This is a genomic window from Micromonospora sp. DT231, assembly GCF_049847025.1.
In the GTDB taxonomy this organism is placed as follows: Bacteria; Actinomycetota; Actinomycetes; order Mycobacteriales; family Micromonosporaceae; genus Micromonospora.
In genome coordinates this window covers 73,165-99,103 of record NZ_JBNCNO010000001.1, presented here as the reverse complement: position 1 = coordinate 99,103, position 25,939 = coordinate 73,165, and the positions used below count along the sequence as shown (strand labels likewise).

Below are 25,939 nucleotides of genomic sequence, written 5' to 3'. Positions count from 1 at the left end.
GGTCGTCACACGCCGACCGGCACCCGTTCCTCCTCGCGCTGCGCGGCCCGGGCCGCCAGCCGACGCTCCCGCTCCTGCGCACCGATCAGGTCGTCGGGCAGCGAATCCGCGACCTCAAGGTCGAAGCGGCGGAGCAGCCGGATCGCGAACCCGCCCAGGGTGATCAGGATCAGCGCCGCGCCGAAGCAGACGTACGCGAAGCCGATGCCCCGACCCGGACCGGTGCCGATCACCGCGCCCACCGACCCGGCCAGAGCCCCGTCCGGGGCGAGCAGCGGCTCGAACAGGCGGGTGGCCGCCGGGGCGACCAGCGCGAACCCGATGGGCAGCGTCGACCAGGAGATGGTCTGGTTGAGGCTGAACACCCGGCCGTGATAGCGCTGCGGCACCTTGACCTGGACGATCGTGGCGTAGATGGACTGAGCCGTGGTCATCGACATGGCCAGCCAGAACGCACCGACGCAGATCATCGCCACGGACGCGTCCAGGCCGACCAGGACGCAGCCGACCGCCGTGCCGAGGTTGCCGATCAGCACGCCGATCATGCGTCGGTTGCGGGGACCACCCCAGAGCGACATGAGTACGCCGCCGGCGACCGCGCCGAGAGCCTCGGCCAGGGCCACCTGGGCGACCTGCGTCGCGTTGCCGAAGGAGAGCACCAACGGGGTGGTGAGCACCAGCGCGGGCGCCAGGAAGATGTTGCCCAGCGCGAAGTAGCCCAGCATCAGCCGGAAGCCTCGGTGCCGCCACGAGTAGCGCAGACCGTTGGCGATCGCCACCAGCAGTCGCTCCCGGGGTCGCCATCCGAGCAGGTCGGGGAAGCGGACCACGGACAGGGTCACCACCGCGATCAGATAGCTGGCCACGTCGATCAGCAGGATGCCCTTGAGGTCGATCGCGGCCAGCAGGCCGGCTGCGAAGACCGGCATCAGCAGCATGGCGAACCCGTTGGAGAGCTGGGTGATGCCCATCGCGTGGCCCAGGTAGCGCTTGGGCACCAACTGCGGCACCGCCGACTGGAACGCGATCCGTTGGAACGAGCCGGCCACCTGACTGAGCGCCACCAGGCCGTAGATGTGCCAGAGCGCCAGGTTGTCGGTCCAGAGCAGCGCGGCCAGCACGAGCTGGACCGAACCGGCACTGCAACTGGCGATCATCATGATCTTGCGGCGGCTGATCCGGTCGGTGATCGCCCCGGCGATGGGCAGCACCAGCACCCCGCAGATCAGCGCCAACGCCCAGAGCAGACCCAGGTCGGTCACCGAGCCGGTGCGGGTGAACAGCCAGATCGGCAGGGCGAACGCGGTCAGCGCCGAACCGGTGGTGGAGACGAGCTGCCCGACGGTGACCGACACGAAGCGGGCCATGCTGGGCCGGACCACCGGCTTGTCCGGGACGACGACGGCGTCGACGCCCCGGGTGTCGGCCACCGCCCAGCCGGCGTCCTCGCCCCGTGCCTGCGGGGTCAGCTCGCCGACGTCGCCGCCGATCAGCGCCGGGTGCACCCGGGTGACGATCTCGGCCAGTTCCTGCGCGCGGTACTTGAGGAAGAAGTGCCCGGCCTGGTCGAGCACCACCAGCCCGAGGCGGTCACCGAGGAACTGCCACTCGGCGTACCGCTCGATGTGGTAGTCGGTGACCGGGTCCTCCGAGCCGACCACCGAGATGATCGGGGCGCGCAGCTTCACCGCGCCCTGGTCGAGCAGGGCGGTGAAGTATTCCTCGGAGGCCCGGGAGTCGGCCCGCATGTTGCTGATGATCCGGTCCGCCTGCTCCGGCTCCAGCTCGTCGGTGTCCACACCCATCGACTTGAGCCAGCTCGCGTAGTGCCTGTTGCTGCGCAGCTTCTCCAGCTTGGTGCGCACTGCCGCGAACAGGCCCTTGGGCCGGGCGAACGGGAACATCGCACCGATGTAGAGCGCGGTCAGCTCCCGCCCGGCGGCCTCCACCTTGCGGGCCACCTCGGCGACGATCGCGCTGCCCACGCCGCAGTGCCCGTACAGGGCGAGCGGGCCCTCGACGCGCTCGATGATCTCCTCGGCGACCCGGGTGGTCAGCTCGTCGAAGGGCAGCGCGTCCTCGGTGAGCCCCACGTCGTGCCCGGGGATGGCCAGCGACCAGAGCGCGTGCCCGGCCGGCAGCGCGTCCGCGAGGGGCTGGTAGACGATCGCGCTGCCGCCGCCGTACGGCACGCAGACGTAAGTGATCACCCTTTGGGCCGGCGGAATCGGCTTGGTCAGCTCGTAGAGCAGCCGACGGGGCCCGTCGCCACCGCCACCGGACATGAACGTGGCCAGGTCGCGGATGGTCCGCTGCTGGAACAGGTCCATCACGCCGACCGGCCGCCCACCGTGCTCGGCCTTGCGGATGCGGGCCACCACCTGGGTCGCGAGCATCGAGTGCCCACCCAGGTCGAAGAAGTCGTCGTCGATGCCGAGGGTGGCCACACCGAGCACCTCGGACCAGATCCCGGCGAGCAGCCGTTCGGTGTCGTCGCGCGGCTCCACGAGCGCCACCGAGGCGGCGCGGGTGACGACCGGCGCGGGCAGCGCCGTGCGGTCCAGCTTGCCGTTCGGGGTCAGCGGCAGGGCGTCCAGGGTGACGAACGCCGCCGGCACCATGTACTCCGGAAGGGTCTCCTTGAGCGCCACCTTGACCGCGTCGTGCTCGGCCGCGCCGACCAGGTACCCGGTGAGCCGCTTGTCGCCGGGGGTGTCCTCGCGGACCAGCACCACCGCCTCGGTCACCCCGGGCTGGGCGCGCAGCGCGCTCTCGATCTCGCCCAACTCGATGCGCAGGCCGCGCAGCTTGACCTGGTGATCGATCCGGCCGAGGAACTCGAGCACACCGCCGGGCCGGTCACCGGGCGCGACCTGCCAGCGGGCCAGGTCGCCGGTACGGTACAGCCGGGCACCCGGCTCGCCGGAGAACGGGTCGGGCACGAACCGCTCCGCGGTCAGCGCCGCCCGACGGTGGTAGCCGCGGGCCAGCCCCACCCCCCCGATGTGCAGCTCACCCGCGACTCCCACCGGGCACGGGTTGCCCCGGGCGTCCAGCACGTGCAGCCGCACGTTGCTGATGGGCGCACCGATCGGCACGCTGGCCACCTCGGCCAGCAGCGCCGGGTCACACGCCCAGGAGCTGACGTCGATCGCCGCCTCGGTCGGGCCGTACAGGTTGTGCAGGCCACAGCCGGGCAGCCGGGCGGTGAAGTCCCGGGCGGCGGCGAGCGGCAACTCCTCACCGCTGCAGATCACCCGGCGCAGCGCCGTGGCCGCCTCGACGCCGTCCTCGGCGAGGAAGACGGTGAGCATGGACGGGACGAAGTGGGCGGTGGTGACCCGCTCGGACACCAGCAGGTCGCGCAGGTAGCCGGCGTCCTTGTGACCGCCCGGCTCGGCCAGCACCAGCCGCGCGCCCTCGCGCAGCGGCCAGAAGAACTCCCACACCGACACGTCGAAGCTGGCCGGGGTCTTCTGCAACACCGCGTCGTCGGCGCCGAGCCGGTAGGTGCGCTGCATCCAGTCCAGTCGGTTGACGATGCCCCGGTGGGTGTTCGGCACACCCTTGGGCCGGCCGGTCGAGCCGGAGGTGTAGATGACGTACGCGAGGTGCGCCGGGCCGGCCGTCGGCGTCGGGTCACTCGTCGGCTGGTCGGCCCAGACCGCCTCGTCGTCCAGGGCGAGCACGGTGGCGTCGGTCGTCGGCAGCACGTCGCGCAGGTGTGCCTGCACCAGCACCACCGGCGCGGCGGCATCGGTGACCATGAAGGCCAGCCGGTCCGCCGGATACTCCGGGTCCAACGGCAGGTAGGCGCCGCCGGCCTTGAGCACGCCGAGCAGGCCCGCGACCAGCTCCACCGAGCGTTCCGCGCAGACACCGACCAGGGTCTCCGGGCCCACCCCGCAGGCGCGCAGCCGGTGCGCCACCCGGTTCGCCGCCGCGTTCAGTTCGGCGTACGTCACCGATCGGCCGGCGAGGCGCAGCGCCACCGCGTCCGGAGTACGGGCGGCCCGCTCCTCGATCGGGGCGTGCAGCGTCTGCTGCCGGGGAAAATCGTGGGCGGTGTCGTTCCACCCGGCCAACAGCTCCCGCTCGGCGGGTGCGAGCAGATCGAGCGCGGAGACCGGCAGATCCGGGGTGGCGACCACGGCGCGTAGCAGCGTGGTGAGCCGGTGCGCCATCCGCTCGATGGTGGCCCGGGTGAACAGGTCGGTGTTGAAGACCAGCTTGCCCCAGAGCCCGTTGCCGGTCTCGACGGCGTGCAGCTCGAAGTCGAAGCGGGTGGCGCGCAGCTCCATCGGATGCCACTCGAAGCTGACGTCGGCGTCCTCGGCCACCCCTTCGAACCGGCCCATCTCGTAGTTCTGCAGCACGAACATCGCCTGGAACACCGGTGAGCGGCTGACGTCACGCGGCAGACCCAGCTCGTGCACGACGCGGGCGAACGGCACCTCGCCGTGCTCCAGCCCGTCCAGCACCGCGCGGCGGGTCCGAACCAGCAGCTCGGTGAAGGTCGGGTCGCCGGCCAGCTCGGCACGCATCGGCAGCATGTTGATGAACATGCCGACCAGGTTCTCCAGCTCCGGAGCGGACCGGCCGGCCACCGACGCGCCCACCGCGAAGTCGTCCTGCCCGGCGTGCCGGGCCAGGAACACCTGGTACGCGGCGAGCAGCGTCATGAACATCGTGCCGCCGTAGGCACGGGTCAGCGCGGCCAGCCCCTCGGTGGCGGCGGCGTCCAGGGTGAACTCGACGAAGTCACCCCGGTACGTCTGGGTGGCCGGCCGCGGCAGGTCCAGCGGCAGCTCCAGCGGGGTGATCCCGGTGAGGCGCTCCTTCCACCAGTCCACGTGCCGCAGCGCGCCCGGCCCGGCCAGCTCCCGTGCCTCCCAGACCGCGAAGTCTCCGTACTGCACCGGCAGGGCGGGCAGCTCCCGGTCGCGGTAGCGGGCGATCAGGTCACGCAGCAGCACGTCCACGGACCAGCCGTCACCGACGATGTGGTGCTGACCGAGGAAGAGCACGTGCTCGTCGACGTTCATCCGGTCCGGAGTGCCGTCTTGCGGCGCGGAGGCCGGATTATCGTCGCAGGCGGCGAGCCGGATCAGCAGAGCCCGCAGCAGCGGCCCGTTGGCCAGGTCGAACGGCGCGACGGCCGCCTCGTCGACAAGAGCCTGGGCGGCGGTGTCGTCGGCGGCGTCCACCACGGTCAGCGGCACCTCGACGACCTCGTCGAGCACCACGGTGGGCCGGCCGTCCGAGTCGGCCGGGAACCGGGTGCGCAGCGACTCGTGCCGATGGGTCAGGTCAGCCAGCGCGCGGCGCAGCGCCGCGACGTCCAGCGGGCCACGGACTCGCAAGGGCACCGCGATGTGGTACGCCGCCTCGCCGGGAGCGAGCTGGTCCATGAACCAGACCCGCTCCTGGGCGTACGACAGCGGCACCTCGGCGTCCGGCGGGCGGGGAGTGATCCGCGCGGCGGGCGGGCTGCCCGACCGGCGGCGCAACCGCTGGGCGATCAGCGCCTGCCGGGCGGCGTCGCGGGCCGAGTCCTTCACGTCGGTCATCAGGGGGTGTCCTTCTCCGCCGCGAGCAGCGCGGCGACCTCGGCTTCGGAGAGTTCGTCGAACTCGGCGGCGATCCGCTGCTCGATCTGGGCGGCCAGGTCGGCCACCACCGGGCTGCTGAACAGCGCCCGCATCGGCAGCTCCACGTCCACCTCGGCGCGGATCCGGGCCATTGCCCGCATGCCGCGCAGCGAGTTGCCGCCGAGGGCGAAGAAGTCGTCGAGCGCGCCGACCTTCTCCAGGTGCAGGATCTCGGCGTAGACCTCGGCGACCAGCACCTCGGCGTCGGTACGCGGGGCGAGGAAGCCGTCGGCGGTGGCGGCGGTCGGTGCCGGCAGCGCGGCCGTGTCCAGCTTGCCGTTCGGCGTCAGCGGCAGCGCGTCCAACCGGACGAACGCGCTCGGCACCAGGTGCGCGGGCAGCTCCTGGGCCAGGTCTGCGGCGAGCGTCGCCTCTTCGACCCGGCCGACCAGGTAGCCGACCAGGGTCGGCTCGCCGTTGTCGGCGCGGACCACCACCGCGGCCTCGGCCACGTCCGCGCGGGCGCGCAGCACCGACTCGATCTCGCCCAGCTCGATCCGCATCCCCCGGATCTTGACCTGGTTGTCCCGGCGGCCCAGGTATTCCAGTGCCCCGTCGACCCGCCAGCGGGCGAGGTCCCCGGTGCGGTACATCCGCTCCCCCGGCGGCCCGTACGGGCAGGGCAGGAAGCGCTCCGCCGTCAGCGCCGGCCGGCCCAGGTAGCCCCGGGCCAGTTGCGCCCCGGCGATGAACAGCTCACCGACCACACCCGGCGGCACCGGGTTCAGCGCGGCGTCGAGCAGGTGGACCCGGGTGTCCCAGGTGGACCGGCCGATCGGCACCGGCCCGGCGGAGACCGGCTGCCCGGGGGCGATCCGGGCCGCGATACAGCCGACGGTCGCCTCGGTCGGGCCGTACTCGTTGATCACCGCAACCCGGGGGTGGGTGGCACGCCAGCCAGCCAGTTGTTCGCCGGTCAGCGCCTCCCCGCCGATCACCAGATCGGTGGTGGGCGACAGGGCGTCGTCGAGCAGCGGCAGGTGGCTGGGGGTGACCTTCAGGAAGGTCGGCGGACCACCGGCCCGCGCCGCCGGGGTGTCGATGCCGGCGAGCCGGACCGTGCCCCCGGCGGTGAGCGGGCCGAGCAGCCCGGTCACGGTCAGGTCGAACGAGACCGGCGAGTGCAGCAGCGCGACACCGGCCAGCCCCGGGTAGGTGTCCCGGGCCCAGGCCAGGTACGCGGTGACCGCGCGGTGCTCGACCAGCACGCCCTTGGGCCGCCCGGTGGAGCCGGAGGTGTAGAGCAGGTACGCCGGGTGCTCCGCACGCAACGGCGTACGGCGGTCGTCGTCGGTGAGGTCGGCGGAGTCCAGGTCGGCGGCGGTCCTGTCGGTCAGCACCAGTGCGTCGGCGGGGGCCAGCGCGGCCGTCTCCGAGGTGGCCAGCACGAGCGTCGGCTCGGCGTCGGTCAGCAGGTAGCTGATCCGGTTCGCCGGATAGCCGGTGTCCACCGGCAGGTACGCGGCACCGGCCTTCAACACCGCGAGGATGGCCACCAGCAACTCCACCGAGCGGGGCAGCAGCAGCGCGACCCGGGTCTCCGGGCCGGCACCGCGCTCGACCAGCAGCCGGGCCAGTCGGTTGGCCCGAGCGCCCAGCTCGGCGTAGCTCAGCTCCTCCCCGTCGCAGACCAGCGCGATCGCGGCGGGGGTGGCGACGACCTGCCGCTCCACCTCGGCGATCAGGGTGATCGGGGCGACCGCGGGCCCGGTGTCGGTCCAGGCGCGCAGCAGGTCACGTTCGGCGTCGTCGAGCAGCGGCAGCGCCGACAGCCGCGTCCCCGGGTCGGTCACGGCGGCGGTGAGCAGCCGCAGGTAGCGGGCGACGACCGCCTCCGCGGTGGCCCGGTCGAACAGGTCGGTGCGGTAGACCAGCCGGCTGGTGCCGCCGGTGATGTCGAAGGCCAGGTCGTCCTTGGTGGTGCCCAGCGGCACCGGGTCCAGGCCGGAGTCCGGGATCAGGTTCAGCGCGGTCTGGAACACCGGCTGCACCGACGGGTCGCGTTGGGGGGCGACCGCCTCGACGATCCGCTGGAACGGGGTCTGCCCGTGCTCCATCGCGTCCAGCAGGCCGGTCCGGACGCGGCCGAGCACCTCGGTGACGCTCGGGTCGCCGGTGAGGTCGCACCGCAGCGCCACCGGGTTGACGAACATGCCGATCAGCGGCGTCAGCTCGGCGGTGTCGCGGCCGGCGGTGGAGACGCCCACCACCACCTCGGGGTCACCGGAGATCCGGGAGAGCAGCGCCGCGAAGGCGGCCAGCAGCACCATGTACGGGGTGGTCGACGTGCCGGCGGCGAGCCGCCCGACCTGGTCCAGCAGCCCGTCGGGGAGGTCGAAGCGCACCTCGTCACCGGCGAAGCCGAGCTGGGCTGGGCGCGGCCGGTCAAGCGGCAGGCCGGTCACCGCCGGCGCACCGGCCAGGTGACCGCGCCAGAAGGCGAGCTGCCGCTCCAACTCGGTGTCGGTGAGCTGGTCGCGCTGCCAGACGGCGAAGTCGGCGTACTGGATGGGCAGCTCGGGCACGTCGGCGGGTGCGCCGGTCAGCGCGGCCCGGGTGAACGCGGTCAGCTCGGCGGCGAAGAGCACCGCCGAGTGGCTGTCGAAGACCGCGTGGTGCACCACGAACTGCAACCCGACCCGGTCGGCGGCGAACCGGACCAGCCGGGCCCGCCACGGCGGCGGGGTGTCCAGCGGGATCGGGCTACGCGCCAGCTCGGCGAGGGTCTCGTCGTGGCGGGTCTCCCGCTCGTCGGCGGGCAGACCGGTCAGGTCCAACTCCGGCAGGTCCAACGGCTCGACGGCCCGGACCACCTGCATCAGCGCGCCGTCGACGATCCGCAGGTGCGTACGGAGCGACTCGTGCCGGGCGACCACCTGGCCGAACACGTCGGTGGCCTGTGCGGCGGTGACGCCGACCGGGAACAGCCACGGCGCGGAGACGTTGTAGACCGGCGACCCGGGGTCGAGCTGGTTGGCCGTCCACACCCGCTCCTGGGCGAAGGACGCCGGGAAGGTCCACTCCTTGCTCATGACGCCCCCTCGCGTACCGAGCGGGGGCGCATGTCGGTCCAGACGGTGTCGATGTGCGCCAGGCACTCCTCGCGGGTGCCGGCGAAGCCGGTGTCGTGCCATCCCGCCGGGAGGTCCCGCTCGGCCGACCAGATCGAGTACTGCTCCTCGTCGTTGCGCACGACCAGGAATCGGGGCTCGGCCATCACTGCTCTCCGAAGGTGTCGGGGGTGTGCGGTTCGGCCATCGCGACGGCGATCCTGCGGGGGCCGGTGAACGGTTCCCGGCCGTGCGCGGCGGTCATGTTGTCGACCACCAGCACGTCGTCGCGGTGGTAGTCGAAGCGGACGCTCGCGGCCCGGTAGGCGGCCCGCAGGTGGTCCATGACGTCGGCGGGGATCTCGCCACCGTCGCCGTAGTAGGTGTTCGACGGCAGCCCGTCGGCGCCGAACATGTCCAGCAGGCCCTCCTGGAGGTCCTTCGCCAGGCTGCTCACGTGGAAGAAGGTGGCGTGGTTGAACCAGCGGGGGACGTCCGAGCCGGGGCGGAGGTGCACGGCGTCGCGCACCGCACGGGTACGCAGCCCGTCCCGGCCCACCCACTCCAGCGTGATCCGGTTGGCCGCCGCGTACGCCTGCACCTCGGCACGATCGTCGGTGCCGAACACGTGCTGCCAGGTGGTGCCGAAATCTTCGTGGAAGTTTCGGATCAGCATCCAGCGCCGGCGGACGAACTCCTCGCGTACCGCCGGGTCGATCTCCCGGTAGACCTGACGGATGTCGGCCAACGGGGTGGCGCCCAGCGTCTGCGGCGCGGTGATGCAGTAGAAGAACAGGGTCAACGGCCACCGCGCCTGGTACGAGTTCTCGTTGTGCAGGAAGATCTCCTCGTCCGGTGGGTAGTCGGTCGAGGTGTACACCCGGCCCTTGATGGCGTGCCGGGGCGAAGACCGCTCGGTGTAGGTCAGTGGTTCCCCGGACAACGCCCGGACCACCTGGTCGAAGCCGTCCACCCCGCCCACGTCGAAGCCGCGGAACAGCAGCCCACCCTGGTCGGCCAGGGTGGCCCGCAGCTCGGCGCGGCGATCGGTGATCAGCTGGGTCAGCGCCCGGCCGTCGGCTTCGACGACCACGGGCAGCGTGGCGATCGTGTCGCTCATTGCTGTCTACTCCTGATTCTCGTTACGCGCGGGGCAGTCGCGGGATGGCGGAGGTCGGCGCCGGTGCGGCCGGATCGTCGGTGTCGGCGGCACGCAGTTCCTCGATCCGGGCGGCGAGCCCGGCCACCGTGGGGGTCTCGAAGAGGCTGCGCATCGGCAGCCGCACGCCGGTCGCCCTGCGCATCGCCGCGATGAGCTGCACCGCGACCAGGGAATTGCCGCCCAGGGCGAAGAAGTCGTCGTCGACGCCGACCTCGGCCACCCCGAGCCCGTCCTCCCACACCCGGGCGATGATCTTTTCCAGCTCGGTGCCCGGTGCGGCGCCGCCGTCCCCGAGGCCGGACCGGGTCGAGCCGGTGACCGTGTCGTCGCCGGCGAGGTCGTCGGCGGTGACCCGACCGGCCCGATGCCGGATGTCGGCCACCGTCCGGGTGGCGATGACGACCTGGGCGCCGAGACCGGCGGTGAGGCTGCGGCGGAACGCCTCCGCACCGTCCACCGGCCGGATGTCCTCGGTCGAGGCCAACGACGGGGCATCGACCGTGGACGTCTCGGTCAGGCCACCGGTGACCGTCCCCTGGTCGACCCGGCGCAGCACGAAGTCACTGATCGCGGCCAGTTCCCGGCCGTCCGGGTCGCGCAGGGACAGGTCGGCGGTGACCACCTCGTCGGTGTGGCCGGGCCGGTGTCGCAGCTCGCTGGTGAACCGGGCCGGCAGCGGCCCGCGCACCACGATCCGGCCGTAGGACAGCGGCAGGTAGGCGCCGCTGCCCTGGCCCCGGCCGAACGCGGTCGCCACGTCCAGCAGCGCGGGGTGCAGGCCCCAGGCGGGCAGGTCACCGAGCGCGGCGGCCGGGGCCTCGATCACCGCCAGCTCGGTGTCGTCGGCCAGATGGTGCTCGGTCAGGGCTGCCCAGCGCGGCCCGAAGGTGAGCATGCTGGTGCGGCCCCGGCCGAAGGACGCGTCGTCGTCCACCCGCCGACCGGTGGGTTCGACGCGGTGGGCCGGCGGGGTGGGCTCGTCGGTCCAGCCGGCTCCACCCCGTACGTGGGTGCGCAGGAGACCGCTGGCCAGGCTCCGGACGGCGAAGTCGGTGCCGCCGTCGTCGGCCGGCGTCAGCTCCACCCGGTACTGGGCGATGGTGCCGTCGGGCACCGCGAACGGCTCCAGGAAGACCACGTCGCGCAGCTCCACCGCCGCGCCCCCGTCGGGCGCGGGCATCGCGGCGGCCACCGCGGCCCGCACCGACTCCAGGTGGGCGGTGCCCGGTACGACAGGTACGCCGGCGATCCGGTGCTCGTCGAGCAGCCAGTGGGTGCTGGCGGAGACCAGGCCGTGCAGCACGGTCTCCGTCGGCCCGCTGACCTTCGTGGTGAGCACCGGATGGTCGACGGTGCTGGTCACCGTGTCGCGGCCGGCGGCCCGGAACCCGGCCGGCGCGGCGGTCTCCACCGCCATGCCCACCTCGGCCCAGCCGCCCCAGTTCTGCGACAGCACCGGAGCCCGCCAGCCGGCACCCGAGCGGGCGTGCGCGTCCAGGAACGCGTTCGCGGCGCAGTAGTCGACCTGCCCGAAGCCGCCGACCACCGCGGTGATGGACGAGCAGAGCACCACGAAGTCCAGCGGCAGGTCGCCGAAAACCTGGGCCAGGGCGAGCGTGCCGGCGAGCTTGGGAGCGAGCACCCGCTCGGCCTCGGCCCGCTCCTTGACCTCGACCATTCCACCGCCAGGCAGACCGGCCGCGTGCACGATGCCGTCGATGCCGCCGTACGCGGCCTGCGCGGCGTCGCGGACCCGGCGCAGGTCGGCGGGGTCGGTGACGTCGGCGGCGAGCACCAGCACCTCGGCGCCGGCGGCTTCCATCCGGCGGATCGCCGCGATGGCCCGACCGGCCCGGTCGTCGCCGTGCACGGCGAGGTGGTCGTCCCACCGCTCACGCTCCGGAAGCCCGGAGCGGGCCAGCAGCACCAGCTTGGCGTGGGCGCGGGTGGCGAAGTCCTCGGCCAGGGTGATGCCGATGCCGCCGAGCCCACCGGTGATCAGGTACCGGCCGCCGTCGCGCAGCGCGCCCGACTCGCCCTCGGCGTCGAGCGTCACCTGCTCGACGTCGGCCACCCAACGCCGGCCCCCACGGAGGGCGACCTCCGGCTCCCGAGGACGGCGCAGCTCGGCGACCAGCGCGGTGACGTCGTCGTCGGCCGGGTCCGCGTCGACCAGCCGGACGGCCAACCCGGGTAGTTCGGCCGGGAGCACCCGGGCCAGCCCGGCGAGGGTGGCGTGCTCCGGGCGGCGCAGGTCGTCGCCGCGCACATCGCCGGTGCCGGCGGTGACCAGATCCAGGACGACGTCGCCGTCCTCGCCGGTCAGGCCGGCGCCGGCCAGCGCCTGCACCAGGTGCAGGGCGCTGAAGAAGCCCAGCTCCTGGGCCGCCCAGGTGGCCGCGATGTCGGTGCCGGTCGGCGCACCGTCCAACGTGAAGGCGTGCACCAGCCGGGTCGGCAGTCCACCGTCGGCGGTGAGCGCGGCGACAAGCGCCTCGTGATCCGAGCGCACCCCGGGGCGCAGCCGGTAGCCGCCGTCGGCGGTGAAGGCGTCGCCGGGGCGTACCGGGACCGGGTCGGCGCCGGCGGCCCGCAGGCCGGCGACCAGGGCGTCGCCGCGCGCGCCCGCGGTCAGCACCAGGCAGCGGCCCAGCGCCCCGGTCGGCGGCAGCGGCGCGGCCTGCCGCCAGACCGGCACCGCGAACCACTCGGGCAGCGGTCGCGGCCCGGTCTCCACCGCAGCAGCGGCGACCTGCTGCTCCGGGTCCGGGTCGATCCAGTAGCGGCGGCGCTCGAACGGGTAGCTGGGCAGCGGCACCCGCCGCGCCGCCGGGTCCACGTCGAACCGTACGGGCAGCCCGGCGCACCAGAGCGCGCCGGCGGTACCGAGCAGAGCGGCCAGGTCGCCGGTGGTCTCCCCGGCGGCGGGCAGGCTGCCCAGCGGGATGAGCGGTCGCTGCTCCGGCGCCGCCGTGGCGACCTGCATCCGGGCCAGGCTGGCCAGTTGCCGGCCGGGACCGCACTCGACCAACTGCCAGGTGCCCGCCGCCAGCAGGGTGGCCACACAGTCGCCGAAGCGGACCGGCTGGCGCAGGTGCGCCGCCCAGTACGCCGGGTCGGTGGCCTGCTCGGCGGTGATCCAGGTGCCGGTCACGTTGGAGAGGAACGGCGCGGTCGGCGGGCGCAGCGACACCGTGCCCATCAGCGCGGTGAACTCGGCGAGGATCGGCTCCATCATCGGCGAGTGGAACGCGTGCGAGGTGCGCAGCATCTTGGACTTTGCCGTCAGCGTCGCCGCGAACGCCTCGACGGCGGCGGTCTCGCCGGCCACCACGCAGGTCCCCGGCCCGTTGACCGTGGCCACCGAGAGCCCCTCGGGCAGCACGTCGGCGACCGCCGACTCGTCCAGCGAGACGGCGAGCATCGACCCGGTGGGCAGCGACTGCATCAGCCGGCCCCGGGCGGCGACCACCCGCAGCGCGTCCGGCAGGCTCAGCACCCCGGCAACGGTGGCCGCGACGTACTCACCGATCGAGTGGCCGATCATCGCGGCCGGGCGTACGCCGGTGGCCTGCCAGAGCGCGGCCAGGGCGTACTCGACGGTGAACAGCGCCGGCTGGGTGTAGCGGGTCTCGGCGAGCTTCTCCCCCGCCGTCGGATCCCGACCGAGGATCAGGTCACGCAGGTCGATGCCCAGGTCGGGAAGGAGCAGTTCGGCGCACTCGTCGACGACGGCGGCGAAGCGGGGCTGCTCGGCGTGGAGCTGCGCGCCCATCCCGGCGTACTGGGAACCCTGACCGGAGAACAGGAGGGCGACTTTCGGGGCGGGGCGCCCGGTCGGTGGTTGCGCTCCGCGTTTCGGGGCGCGCAGGGCCGTGACGGCGCTGGGGAGATCCGACGCGACCACCGCGCGGCGGTGCGGGTGCGGGCGGCGGCCGGCACGCAGGGTGTGCGCGACGTCGGCGAGGTACGCGGGCCCGGCGTCCGCGGCACCGTCCAGGTGGGCGGCGAGGCGCTGCACCGCGGCGTCCAGGGCGCCCGGGGTGGCCGCGCTGACCTGGAGCAGATGCGCCGGGCGCACCCGGCGGTCGGTGCGGTACGCCGCCGGCGCCTCCTCGAGCACGACGTGCGCGTTGGTGCCGCCGATGCCGAACGAGCTGACCCCGGCCCGGCGCGGCCCGCCGTCGGTGTCCCACTTGGTGAGGGTGTTCGCCACGTAGAACGGGGTGTCGGCGAACTCGACCGCCGGGTTCGGCGTCTCGTAGTTGATCGTCGGTGGGATCAGCCCGTGTTCCATGGCGAGCACCGTCTTGATCACGCTGACGATGCCCGAGGGTTGGCTGAGGTGGCCGATGTTGGACTTCACCGACCCGATGCCGCACCAGCCCCGCTCGTCGGTGTCCCGGCCGTAGACGGCGGAGAGCGCGGCGACCTCGATCGGGTCGCCCATCGCGGTGCCGGTGCCGTGCGCCTCGACGTAGCTGATGGTGCGCGGGTCGATGTCGGCCATGTCGACGGCCTGGGCGATCGCGGCCACCTGACCGTCGACGCTGGGCGCCGTGAAGCCCACCTTGCCGGCGCCGTCGTTGTTGATGGCGTTGCCCCGAACCACGGCACGGATGTGGTCCCCGTCGGCGATCGCGTCGGAGAGCCGCTTGAGCAGCGTCACCCCGACGCCACTGCCCCACACGGTGCCGTTGGCGGCGGCGTCGAACGGGCGGCACCGGCCGTCGGGCGAGGTGAAGCCCTCCATGCCGAGGTAGCCGACGTGCGGCAGCTCGATGTTGACACCGCCGGCCAGCGCCATGTCGCACTCACCGTTGCGCAGTGACTCGCAGGCCAGGTGGAACGCGACAAGCGAGGTGGAGCAGGCGGTGTGCACGGTCAGGCTCGGCCCGCGCAGGTCCAGCCGGTACGACACGTTGGTGGCCACGTAGTTCGGCGAGTTGCCGGTGGCGATGGAGACCGCGCCGTGTGGGTTGCCGCCGACCCGCTGGTTACGCAGCACGTAGCGGTGCAGGTAGGTGTTGCCGCCGGTGCCCGCGTACACGCCGATCGCGCCGTCGTAGCGGGCCGGGTCGTAGCCGGCGTCCTCCAGCGCGGTGTGGCAGGACTCCAGGAACAGGCGGTGCTGCGGGTCGGTCAGCTCCGCCTCCCGGGCGGTCATCCCGAACAGCGTGGCGTCGAACTCGTCGTAGCCGTCGACGAGCGGGGCGCGGTTGACCCAGCCCGGGTCGTCGACCTCCGTGGGTGTCGCGCCCCGGGCGAGCTGCTCCTCCCGGGTCAGCTCGGTGGTGGACTCCACACCGTCGACCAGGTTGCGCCAGAACTCGTGGACGTCGGCGGCGCCGGGCAGGCGCGCGGCCAGGCCGACGATCGCGATCGGTTCGATGCCGTGGTCAGGTGAGTCGGTGACGTCGTCGGACTGGTCGGCTGCGGTCGGGTTGCTCATCAGGCTGTCCTTCGTCACGCGGAGCCGCCGGGGCGGCGAGGTGGGGTACGACGGGTACGGCCGCGGCGTGCGGCGGCCCGCAGGGCGGCCCGGGCCAGCTCCGGCCGGTCGGCGGCACCGTCGAGGCTGGCGGCGAGCGCTCGGACGGTGGGGTGGCGGAACAGGTCGAGCATGCGGATGGACCGGCCGGTCGCGGCGGTCAGCCGGGCGTGCACGGCGGCGAGCGCCAGCGAGTGCCCGCCGATGTCGAAGAAGTTGTCGGTCACCCCGACCCGGTCGTGCTCCAGCACCTCCCGCCAGATCCCGGCGATCAGCTCCTCGGTCTCGGTGAGCCCGTCCGGGCCGACAGGCATCAGCGCGGGTGGGGGGCCGACCGGGTCACCGCCGGCGACCGTCATCGCGCCGAGCTGCGGCACCCGCACGGTGGGTCGGGGCAGCGCGGTGGCGACCTCGCGGGCCGGCGTGTGCGCCGCCGCGGCCAGCGCGCCCACCAGCTCGGCCAGGTCGGCGAGCAGGTCGTCGACGCGTCCGGCGTCGAACAGGTCCGGGTTGTAGACCACCTCGACGCCCGTACGACCGCCGTGCTGCACCACGTAGACGGTGATGTCGAACGGCGAGCCCGGTTTGGGCACCGACACCGGCTCGGCGGCCAACCCGGTCAACGTCAGCGCGGGCGGCGCGAAGTTGAGCACGTTGAACAGCACCTGCACCAATGGTGCGCGGGCGGTGTCCCGGCCGACGCCGAGCGCCTCGACGATGCGTTCCAGTGGGGCCCCCGGGTGGGCGGTGACCTCGTGCAACTCCCCGGCACAGCGGTCGACCAGCTCGGCGAAGCTCACCCCGCCGGTGCGGACCCGCACCGGCACCGTGTCGATGAAGAAGCCGATGACGTCGTCGAAGGCGGCCAACCGCCGGTCGGCGACGATCGCCCCGAGCACGTGGTCGTCGCCACCGGTGAGCCGCGCGATCAGCTCACCGAAGGCGGCCAGCAGCACCGCGGCGACCGTGGTGCCGCGACGCTCGGCCAGCTCGCGGACCGCGCGGTCGGTGTCGGCGGGCAGCCGGACCGCGGCCTCCGCCCCGGCGTACGTCTGCACCGCCGGCCGCGGCCGGTCCCGGGGCAGGTCCAGCACGGTCGGTACGCCGTCCAGGTGCCCCGTCCACCAGGCCAGGTCGGGCCCGCCCCGCAGCCGGTCGCGCTCGGCACGCCACACCGCGTAGTCGGCGTACCGGGCCGGCAGCGCCGGCAGTGTGGGCGCCGTGCCGGCCACCGCCTGGGCGTACCCGGCGGCGAGGTCGTCGTAGCAGATCCGCTCCGACCAGCCGTCGAAGACGGCGTGGTGCCAGGTGACGGCCAGCACGTGCTCGGCCGGGCCGAGCCGGTAGACGGTCACCTGCCAGGGTGGCCCGGTGGCCAGGTCGAACGGATGCGCGGCACCGGCCGCGAGCATCTGCGCCAGCTCCGCCTTCGGCTCGGCGCTGCCGGTCAGGTCGACCACCGGCACCGCCACGTCGGTCGGCTCGGCGCAGACCGCGTAGGGCACCCCGGCGGTCTGCGGGATGCGCCAGCGCAGCACGTCGTGCCGCTCGGCGACGGTCCGCAGTGCCGCGCCGAGGGCCGCGATGTCCAGCGGGCCGAGCAGCCGGTGCGCCACCGCGATGTTGTACGGCGCGCTGGACGGCGCGAGCTGGTCGACGAACCAGAGCCGGCGTTGCGGTGGGGAGAGGGTGGGCGGGTTGCCGGTGCTCAGCCGGTCGTCGCCGACGGGTGCGGCGGCCACCCGCTCGGCGAGCCGGCCGAAGGTGCGCTCGGTGAACACCTCACGGGCGTCGAGCTGCCGGCCCAGCTCGGCGCGCAGCGCGGCGACCAGGCGCATCGCCGCGATGGAGTTGCCACCGGCGGCGAGGAAGTCGGTCGTCGGCCCGGGTGCCGCGCCGAGCAGCCGGGTCCAGATGCCGGCCACGGCCGCCGCGAGGGGACCACCGGGCACCTCCGGGGCGACGGTGTCGGCGGAGGAGGCGGTGCGGGCCGCGGCCAGCGCGCGCAGCGCGAGGCGGTCCAGCTTGCCGCTGATCGGGCTGATCGGCAGGGCCGCGCTGCGCAGCACCCGGGCCGGCAGCATCGCCGTGGTCAACCGACTGCCGGCGTACGCGCGCAGCCGCGCGTCGTCGGGGGCATCCGCCGGAGTGAGGAACGCGACCAGCTCGGTGCCGGCCGGACCGGGCACCGCCTCGACGGCCACCCCGGTCACCCCGGGCAGGTCGGCGAGCACCGCCTCGACCTCGCCCAGCTCGATGCGCTGCCCACGGATCTTCACCTGCCGGTCGGCCCGGCCCAGGAAGACGATCCGCCCGTCCGGGTCCTGCCGCACCAGGTCGCCGGTGCGGTACAACCGCTCGCCGGGCAGCCCGGAGAACGGATCCGGAACGAACCGCTCGGCGGTCAGCGCCGGCCGGCCCAGGTAGCCGTCGGCCAGCCCGGGTCCGCCGATCAGCAGCTCACCGGTCTCGCCCGCAGGCACCGGGTCCAGCGCCGCGTCCACCACGTACGCCCGGTGGTTGGGCATCGGCCGGCCGATCGGTACCGGGTCGACCTCGGTGGCGCTCAACGGGCCGCTGGCCGCCATCACCGTCGTCTCGGTGGGGCCGTACGCGTTGAGAAGGCGGCGGCCGGGTGCCCAGCGGGCGGCCAGCGCGGCCGGTACCACCTCGGCGCCGCAGAGCATCGTACGCCAGCCGGTCAGCTCGGCCGGGTCCAACATGGCCAGCACGGTGGGCGTGATGAAACCCCAGTTGACCTCGTGCTCGACGATGAACCGGGTCAGCCGGACCGGGTCGGCGCGATCCGCCGTGCCGAGGAGCTGCACCGTCCCGCCGAGCAGCAGCGGCACGAACAGGTCGATGGTGGCCGCGTCGAACCCGAGCGACGCCAGGCCGAGACTGCGTACGCCGGCGTCGGCGCCGCTGAGCGCGGCCACGCCCGTCACGAACTCCACCACGTTGCGGTGACTGGTGAGCACACCCTTGGGCCGACCCGTGGAGCCCGAGGTGAACAGCACGTACGCCGGGTCGCCGGGCCGCGCCGGGCAGGGCGCGAGTGGGGCCGGGCCGGGCAACCCGACCGCCTCGACCCCGGGGGCGTCACCGAACTCGGTCTCGGCGGCGTCGCCGACCACCAGGGAGATGCCCGCGTCGGCGGCGATCCCACGGAGCCGCCGACGCGGGCCGCCCGGCTCCAGCGGCACGTAGCAACCGCCGGCCAGCAACACCCCCAGCACGGTCGCCACCAGCTCCGGCCGGCGGCTGCCGCACACCCCCACCCGACTCTGCCGGCCGACGCCGCGGGCGCGCAGCGCGGCAGCCACCCCGGCGGCCTGGGACAGCAGCTCGGCATAGCTGAGCCGGACGTCCCACTGGCGCACCGCCGTCGCGTCCGGCGTACGGGCGGCCTGCGCGACCACCAGCTCGGCGATCGTCGCGTCCGGCCAGGGCAGGGCCTCGCCCCGTACGGCGTTGCTGGACAATAGGTCGGTCACCCGTTTCCCCCCGGGATAGCTGTTCGGATCGGTCATCTGCAGGCGCAGCTCACTGACGTAGCCGCGGCCCTGCGCGTCGGTCACCCAGTTGTCGCCGGGTGCCGGTAACAGGTGACCGCCTCGCGCAGCAGCGCGTCGGCGGCGATCCGGCCGGCGGTCGCGGAGGAGTCGGCGGTACGCGGCACCACGTCCCGCCACACCGACCAGCCCGTCCCGCCCAGTGGCAGCACGTGGCTCATCGGACCGGTTCCGGCTCGTCGGTGTCCACGATGTGCAGTCGCAGTTCACTGAAGTAGCGCCGACCGGCCCCGTCGGGCACCCAGGCGTCCTGTTCGGTGGGCAGCATCTCGCTGACCACCACCGTCGTGTCGTCGCCGCCGTCACGCCGGGCCGCCCGGACCAGCACGCAGAACATGTCCGCGAAGACGGGGCTGCTCAGGTCGACGAAGCAGGGCTTGGTCTCGGTGCCGAGCTTGACGTACACCTGCTCGGGCAGGCCCAACCGGCGGCGCCAGTCCCGTACGGCCAGGAAGCGGGCCCGCTCACCCTTCGCCTCGCCGAAGTCGCACGCGCCGACGGTGGTCCGCCAGGTCTGCCGGGCCACCACGAGCCGGTCCAGCGTGATCCTCGGGGTGTACGGGGCGGCCGCGACCAGCTTGAACCCGTCCACGGCGTGCAGGCTGAGCAGCCCGGCGCAGACCTCGGTCAGGAGCCAGCGCTGCCCGTCGGGGGCCACGACCGTCAGTCGGCCGTCCTCGTCCCGCACGGTCAGCGCCACCGTGGGCAGCACCCGGTCCGGGTCGGCGTTGGGCGCGGACGCGAAGGCCACCTGCCGGTCGGTGGGGCCGATCAGCGCCTCGGCGACCCGGCTGGTGCGGCGCGGCCAGTCGGTGGGATAGAGCAGCCGGATCCGGTTCGGGCCGAGGTCGGCCGCCAGCGCGTCGCGCAGCCGCTCCACGTCCGGATGTGCGGCCGCGAACACCGCACAGTCGAACGACGGCCAGGCGGCGTGCAGCTCGCCGAGCACCACGGTGTAGTCGCCGCGGGCCAGCGCGTCGGCGTCGGCCGCGCAGATCTGCAGGTCGGGGCTGTGCAGCCGGGAGTTCGACCAGCTTGGCCGGAGAACGGGGAAGACCTCGTCGACCCGGGTGGCCAGGTCCGCCACGTCCAGCCGCACGTCGGTGCTGCCCGGCGGCAGGTCGGCCAGCCCGAACAGCCCCGCCCAGCGGGCCGCGAAGTCGCCCGCCACCGCGCCGACCGGGCGCGGCCCGCTGCCCCAGAACATGCCCTGGACCAGGAACCACAGGTCGGACAGGGCCACCGGGGCGTCGCCGGCCTCGGCGCGCAGCTCGTCGTACAGCTCCCGGAACACCACCGCGTACGCCTCCTCCAAGGCGCCGCTCAGCCAGCGGGCGGCCCGCAGCAGCACGGCGAGCGGGGCGGCGATCCCGTCCAGCAGCGGCGCGCCGAAGACCACGTCCAGGTCACGGCTGGTGTCCTCGTAGCAGAGCGTCCGACCGGCGTACATCTGCCCGGCCCGGCGCTGCGCCGGCTGCCCGGTCAGGTCGGTGAACGTCTCGTCGAGCGCGTTCAGCGCGGCGTGCAGCCGGTCCGGATCACCGGCCGCGGCGGCGACCGCGTCCCGGGCGGCGCACAGCCGATCGAAGCCGGCCTGGGCGACGGCCCGCGCGGGGGCGTCGCCGACCTGCGTGATCCGCTGCCGCAGCACGTCCTCGGCGGCCGGGCTCACCGGCAGCGCGGCGTCCCAGGTGGCCAGGTCCCGCTGCACCAGCCGGTCGAGCAGCGCGTACCCGTCCTCCGGCCGACGCAGACCGACGGCCGGGTCGGTGACCAGCTCGTGGGCGGGGCGATGGCCGTCGGCGGCACCGAGCAGTGCCGCCTCGACCGGCGACAGGGGCACCGGGGGTCGACCCGGCCGGCGCACCTCCCGGCCGGCGAGGCTCAGGTGCGGGGCGAGCTGGGGTGCCCACCAGCGGCGGACGGCCAGGTCCTCGGCGATCCGCTGCGCGTACACGGTCAGCGCCCAGGACTCGAACCACACCCAGCGGTCACGGGTCAGCGCCGCGCCCGGCCGGACCTCGGCGGCGACCGGCAGCTCCGGGTCGAGGGTGACCCAGCAGGTCGGGCCGAAGAAGCCGACGGTCTCGTTCTTGCCGCAGTAGCGCTGCCAGTATCTGAGGACGGCCCGTTCGCGCTCGCGCCTACGGGTGTTGCGGGCAGCGTCGGGGCCACCACGGACCAGCCCGTCCAGGGTGGGCAGCATCCCCCGGTTCTGCCAGGTGACCGCCTCGCGGAGCAGCGGGTCGGCGGCCAGCTCGGTGATCCGCCGGGTGGCGGTGGACAGCGCCTCGGCGAACTCCTTGTCGAAGACGTCGGCGCCGGTGCCGGTGCTCAGCAGCTCGTCGGCCGCCGCGGCGGCGTGCGGCGCGGACAGCAGGGTCAGCCCGTCGGCCGGGAAGCCGGTGCTGCGCAGGATGGCGTCGCGCCACACCGACCAGCCGGTGTCGCCCAGCGGGACCCGGTGCGCGGCGGCGGCCGCCCTCGGCGCGGCGGCCGGCGGTTCGGCGGTGAGCGCCGCGGTCAGGTCGGCGCGGATCGCGTCGGCCAGCTCGGGCAACGCGTCGTGCAGGAAGAAGTGCCCGCCGTCCAGCTCGTGCAGGGTGAAGCCGCCGGTGGTGTGCTCCCGCCAGGCCGCGCTCTGCTCCCGGGTCACCGCCAGGTCGCGCCGGCCGGCGAACGCGATGATCGGCACCGGCAGCGGCTCCTCGGGCCGGTACCGGTAGCTGTCCACCCGCTCGAAGTCGGCGCGCAGCAGCGGCAGCAGCAGGTCGACCAGCTCGGGGTGCTCCAGCACACCGGCGGGCAGGCCGCCGCCGGTCCGCAGCCGGCGCAGCAGCTCGTCGTCGTCCACCTGGGACAGCCCGTCGAAGATGGTGGGCGCGGTGACGTGCGGTGCGCGGGCGCCGCCGACGTAGAGCCGCAGCGGCAGTGGACGCCCGGCGCGGCGCAGCTCGCGGACCACCTCGAAGCCGAGCCGGCCGCCCATCGAGTGGCCGTAGATGGCGTAGGGCCCGGTGGCCCGCCCGGCGATGGCGCTCGCCACGTCGACCACCCGGAACCGGGGGTCCTCGCTGATCCGGTTTTCCCGGCCGGGGAGCTGCACCGGCAGCACCTCGACGTCCGGACCGAATCGGCCCGAGAAGGTGCGGAACGCGCCGGCTCCGGCGCCGGCATAGGGCAGGCAGAACAATTGCACCGGTGCCGGATCGCGGCTGCCGGCGGACGGGAACCAGTTCACCGAACACCTTTCTGAGGAGGTTCGATCCAGTACCGCTGCCGCTGAAAGGGGTAGGTGGGCAGCGAGGTTCGTCGGACGCCGTCGGCCGGGTGCAGGGCCGTCCAGTCCAGGGACCGGCCGGTCACCCAACCGGCGGCCAGGTCGCGCAGCGGGCCGGTCGGACCGACCACTCGGGTGTCCGTGGCCAGTAACGCGTCGAGCGCGGCGACCGCGTCGGTCGGGGTGGTGGCGACCACCGCGGCCCGGCAGCCGAACTCCCGTCGGCCCAGCGCCAGCGTCGCGGCGACCTCGGCGAGCGTGGGCGCGGTGCCCGCCAGGTGCCGCCGCAGCCGGGTCAGGGCCGCCCGCAGAGCCGCGGGGGTACGCGCCGACACCGGCAGCAGGTGCGCGCTGGCCGACCCGGTGTCGACCGGCTCGACCGCGGGTGGTTGCTCCACCACGACGTGCGCGTTGGTGCCGCCCAGCCCGAACGAGCTGACCCCGGCCACCCGGCGCGGCACGTCGGGCCAGTCCCGCGCCTTCGTCGGTACGTAGAACGGACCGGCGGCCAGATCGATCTCGGGGTGCGGACGGGTGAAGTGCAGGTTCGGCGGGATGACCCCGTGCTGTACGGCCAGCACCGCCTTGATCAGCCCGGCGATGCCGGCCGCGGCGTCGAGGTGACCGATGGTGGTCTTCACCGAGCCGAGCGCGCAGGTCTCGGCGGGGGCGGCGCCCTCGTACACCTCGTGCAGCGCGGCCACCTCGATGGCGTCCCCGAGCGGCGTACCGCTGCCGTGTGCCTCGATGAAACGGACCTCGCCCGGGGCGACCTCGGCGGCGGCGAGCGCACCGGCCACCGCGGCGGCCTGCCCGGCCGGCCCGGGGACGGCGTAGCCGGCCCGGTCGGCACCGTCGTTGGTGACGGCCCAGCCGGGCAGGATCGCCAGGACGCGGTCCCCGTCGGCCTGCGCGTCGGCGAGCCGACGCAGCGCCACCACCCCGACGCCGGAGCCGAAGCCGGCGCCCTGGGCGGCCTCGTCGAAGGCCCGGCAGCGACCGTCCGGTGAGGCCAGGCCACCGGGGGTGTGCCGGTGCCGGGGCCAGGTGACGCTCACACCACCGGCCAGGGCGATGTCGCACTGGTAGTCGGCCAGGCTCTGCGCGGCCAGGCAGACCGCGACCAGCGAGCTGGAGCAGGCGCTCTGCACGGCCACCGCCGGCCCGGTCAACCCCAGCCGGTACGCCACCTGGCCGGGCAGGTGGTCGGTGAGCTGCCGGCCGATCAGGCGGGCCTCCCAGTCGTCCGGATCGACGTCACCGATCACGGCCGGGTTGTCCATCAGGTGGAAGAGGAAGTAACGGTTGACCGAGGTGGCGCCGTACACGCCGACGAGGCCGGGGAACCGGGTCGGGTCGTGGCCGGCGTCCTCCAGCGCCTCCCACGCGGTCTCCAGGAACAGCCGGTGCTGCGGGTCGGTACGGGCGGCCTCGTGGTCGCCGAAGGAGAAGAACTCCGCGTCGAAGTCGGCGATGTTGTCGAGCCGCCCGGTGGCCTTCACGTGCCGGGGGTCGGCGCGCAGCCCGGGGCCGACGCCCAGCGCCGCCAACTCCTCGTCGCTGTGGTCGTGGATGGCGTCCACGCCGGCGCACAGGTTCCACCAGAAGGTGGCCACGTCCGCCGCTCCGGGGAACCGGCCGGCGAGACCGACCACGGCGATCTCCTCGCCGGTGTACTCGCGGACGCCGACCGACGAGGAGTACGGACCGCCGGTGGACGGCGACGCGGTGGACGCCGAGGCGGTCGCGACGGGCGGGGCCGGCAGGTCGGCGGACGGCGGCGGGTCGACCAGTCGAGCCTGGGCGGCGACCGTCGGATGGTCGAAGAGGCGCAGCAGCGGCAGCCGGACCCCGAACCGTTCGGTCAGCCGCTGCTGCACCTGGCCGAGCAGCAGGGACTGCCCGCCGACGTCGAAGAAGCTGTCGGTGCGGCCGACAGCGTCCCGGCCGAGCACGGTGCACCAGATGTCGTGCACGATCCGCTCGGTCGGGTTGGCCGGCCGGTCCTCGGCCAGCACGGCCCGGGCCGGCGCCGGCAGCGCCCGTTCGTCGATCTTTCCGCTGACGGTCAGCGGAAACTCGGCGACCGGCACGACGGCGCGGGGCAGTGCGTACTCGGGTAGTTGCCGGGCCAGGGCGGCCCGCAGCGCGGCCGGGTCCACCGGTGTCCCGGTCGACCGGACGTACGCCAGCAGCTCGCCGTCGCGGGCGATGGCACGCACCTCGGCGACGCTCGGCTCGGCGGCGAGCACCGACTCGATCTCGGTCAGCTCGACCCGGAACCCGCGCACCTTGACCTGCCGGTCGAGGCGGCCGAGGCAGCGCAGCTCGCCGGTGGGCAGCAGCTCGCCGAGATCGCCGGTGCGGTACGCCGGCACCCCGTCGGGGTCCAGCCCGAACCGGTCGCTGACCTGGTCGAGGTAACCGGGGGCGAGGTGTCGGCCGCGCACCACGATCTCACCGTCCGGTGTCAGCCGAAGCGCGTACCCGGGTAGGGCGGTGCCGATCGGCAGCGGCCCGGTGGCCGTACGGTCGACGTCGGCCAGCGGCAACGCCGACCGGGCCGCGAAGGTCATCTCGGTGGCACCGTAGCCGTTGACGAGCACGCACCCCGGGGCGAAGTGACCCTGGGCGCGGGCGGCGTCGGCGTAGCTGGCCTGTTCGCCACCGAGCAGCACCACCCGGACCCGGTCGAGCCGGTCGACGCCGGGAGTGTCCAGCAGGTACCGGAAGACCGTCGGGGTGGAGTGGTAGACGGTGACGCCGTGCCGGGCCAGTTGCTCGACGGCGTACGCCAGCCCGTGGCGGCGCAGGTCGACCGGGACGACGGCGGCGCCGGTGAGCAACGCCGGGTAGAGGTCGGGGATGGCCGCGTCGAAGCTGAACGAGGCGAGCAGGCTGAGCCGGTCGTCCGGACGCAGGTCGAGCGTGGCGATCTGGTTGTCCACCACGTGCAGCAGGTTGCGGTGGGTCTGCCCGACCGCCTTGGGCCGGCCGGTGGAGCCGGAGGTGAACAGCACGTACGCGAGGGCGTCCGGGTCCACCGACACCGGCCGCAGCGGCGCCGGCCGCACGTCGACGGCGGGGACGACCCGTGTGCCGGGCCGGTCGGTGGCGAGCCGGCGGGCCAGCTCGGTGTGCTCGCCCCCGCTGAGCAGCACGGTGACGTCGGCGCCGTCGACGAGCTGGCGCAGTCGCTGCTCCGGGAAGCCCGGGTCGAGCGGCACGTAGGCGGCGCCTGCGGCGAGGGTGCCCAGCATCGCGGCGATGGTGCCGGCGCCGTGTGTGGTCAACAGTCCGACCCGGTCGCCGGGTTGAACGCCGGCCCCGGCCAGCAGCTCGGCGTGGCCGCCGGCCAGGCCGGCCAGGCCAACGTAGTCGAGCGGGCCGGTGTCACCGAGCACGGCGGGATGGTTGGGCCGGGCGGTAGTGGCATCGCCGAAGCGATGGATCAGCGTCGAGTTTTCCATCTCAGGACGCGCACATCGCTCCACACAGGACGAACATGCCGCGGCCGGCTAAATTGATCATGGTCCCCCCCAGGACTTCACAATGGAAGGAGCATAGGACTCAATGCCTGGCGCGGAAGATCATTGACTAGAGTCGACCCGAAGGGCTAGCGGGCGACCAGACGAGGGATGACGAAAGTCGTCCGATCATCCCCCTGGCGCAGCGACGGATTTTCGCCTAGAACGATCACCAGGGGCTGTTTTTGCGGCCGCGCATTCAT

At 73.9% G+C, this 25,939-nt stretch carries 9 protein-coding genes; all 9 read right to left on the bottom strand.

Features of this window, described 5'->3' with window-relative positions; all coding sequences use genetic code 11:
• Positions 1-5 precede the first annotated feature (5 nt).
• From ACPXBU_RS00350 to ACPXBU_RS00310, 9 genes are read right to left on the bottom strand one after another with little or no spacing between them, the layout of a single operon-like run.
• Entirely contained in the window at positions 6-5,570 is a 5,565-nt protein-coding gene (locus ACPXBU_RS00350; protein ID WP_425755522.1) for an amino acid adenylation domain-containing protein, read from the bottom strand.
• Complete coding sequence (locus ACPXBU_RS00345) at positions 5,570-8,683, bottom strand: non-ribosomal peptide synthetase (RefSeq protein WP_425755520.1); 3,114 nt, start codon at positions 8,681-8,683, stop codon at positions 5,570-5,572. Before ACPXBU_RS00345 ends, ACPXBU_RS00350 begins: the two co-directional genes overlap by 1 nt.
• Positions 8,680-8,868 carry an MbtH family protein gene (locus ACPXBU_RS00340; RefSeq protein WP_355031384.1) on the bottom strand — a complete coding sequence of 63 codons (189 nt, stop codon included), beginning with the start codon at positions 8,866-8,868 and terminating at the stop codon, positions 8,680-8,682. The genes ACPXBU_RS00345 and ACPXBU_RS00340 overlap by 4 nt, the downstream gene beginning before the upstream one ends.
• A complete protein-coding gene (locus ACPXBU_RS00335) occupies positions 8,868-9,821 on the bottom strand; it encodes a TauD/TfdA family dioxygenase (protein ID WP_425755517.1) in 954 nt (317 codons plus the stop codon). The genes ACPXBU_RS00340 and ACPXBU_RS00335 overlap by 1 nt, the downstream gene beginning before the upstream one ends.
• A gap of 22 nt (positions 9,822-9,843) precedes the next feature.
• Positions 9,844-15,315 carry an SDR family NAD(P)-dependent oxidoreductase gene (locus ACPXBU_RS00330; protein WP_425755515.1) on the bottom strand — a complete coding sequence of 1,824 codons (5,472 nt, stop codon included), beginning with the start codon at positions 15,313-15,315 and terminating at the stop codon, positions 9,844-9,846.
• 14 nt (positions 15,316-15,329) lie between these two features.
• Positions 15,330-18,935: an amino acid adenylation domain-containing protein gene (locus ACPXBU_RS00325; protein WP_425755513.1), complete on the bottom strand. Its 3,606-nt coding sequence runs from the start codon at positions 18,933-18,935 to the stop codon at positions 15,330-15,332.
• Complete coding sequence (locus ACPXBU_RS00320; protein ID WP_425755511.1) at positions 18,932-19,090, bottom strand: hypothetical protein; 159 nt, start codon at positions 19,088-19,090, stop codon at positions 18,932-18,934. Before ACPXBU_RS00320 ends, ACPXBU_RS00325 begins: the two co-directional genes overlap by 4 nt.
• Positions 19,087-22,170: a thioesterase domain-containing protein gene (locus ACPXBU_RS00315; protein WP_425755509.1), complete on the bottom strand. Its 3,084-nt coding sequence runs from the start codon at positions 22,168-22,170 to the stop codon at positions 19,087-19,089. Before ACPXBU_RS00315 ends, ACPXBU_RS00320 begins: the two co-directional genes overlap by 4 nt.
• Positions 22,167-25,679 carry an AMP-binding protein gene (locus ACPXBU_RS00310; protein ID WP_425755507.1) on the bottom strand — a complete coding sequence of 1,171 codons (3,513 nt, stop codon included), beginning with the start codon at positions 25,677-25,679 and terminating at the stop codon, positions 22,167-22,169. Before ACPXBU_RS00310 ends, ACPXBU_RS00315 begins: the two co-directional genes overlap by 4 nt.
• Between the last annotated feature and the right edge of the window lie 260 nt (positions 25,680-25,939).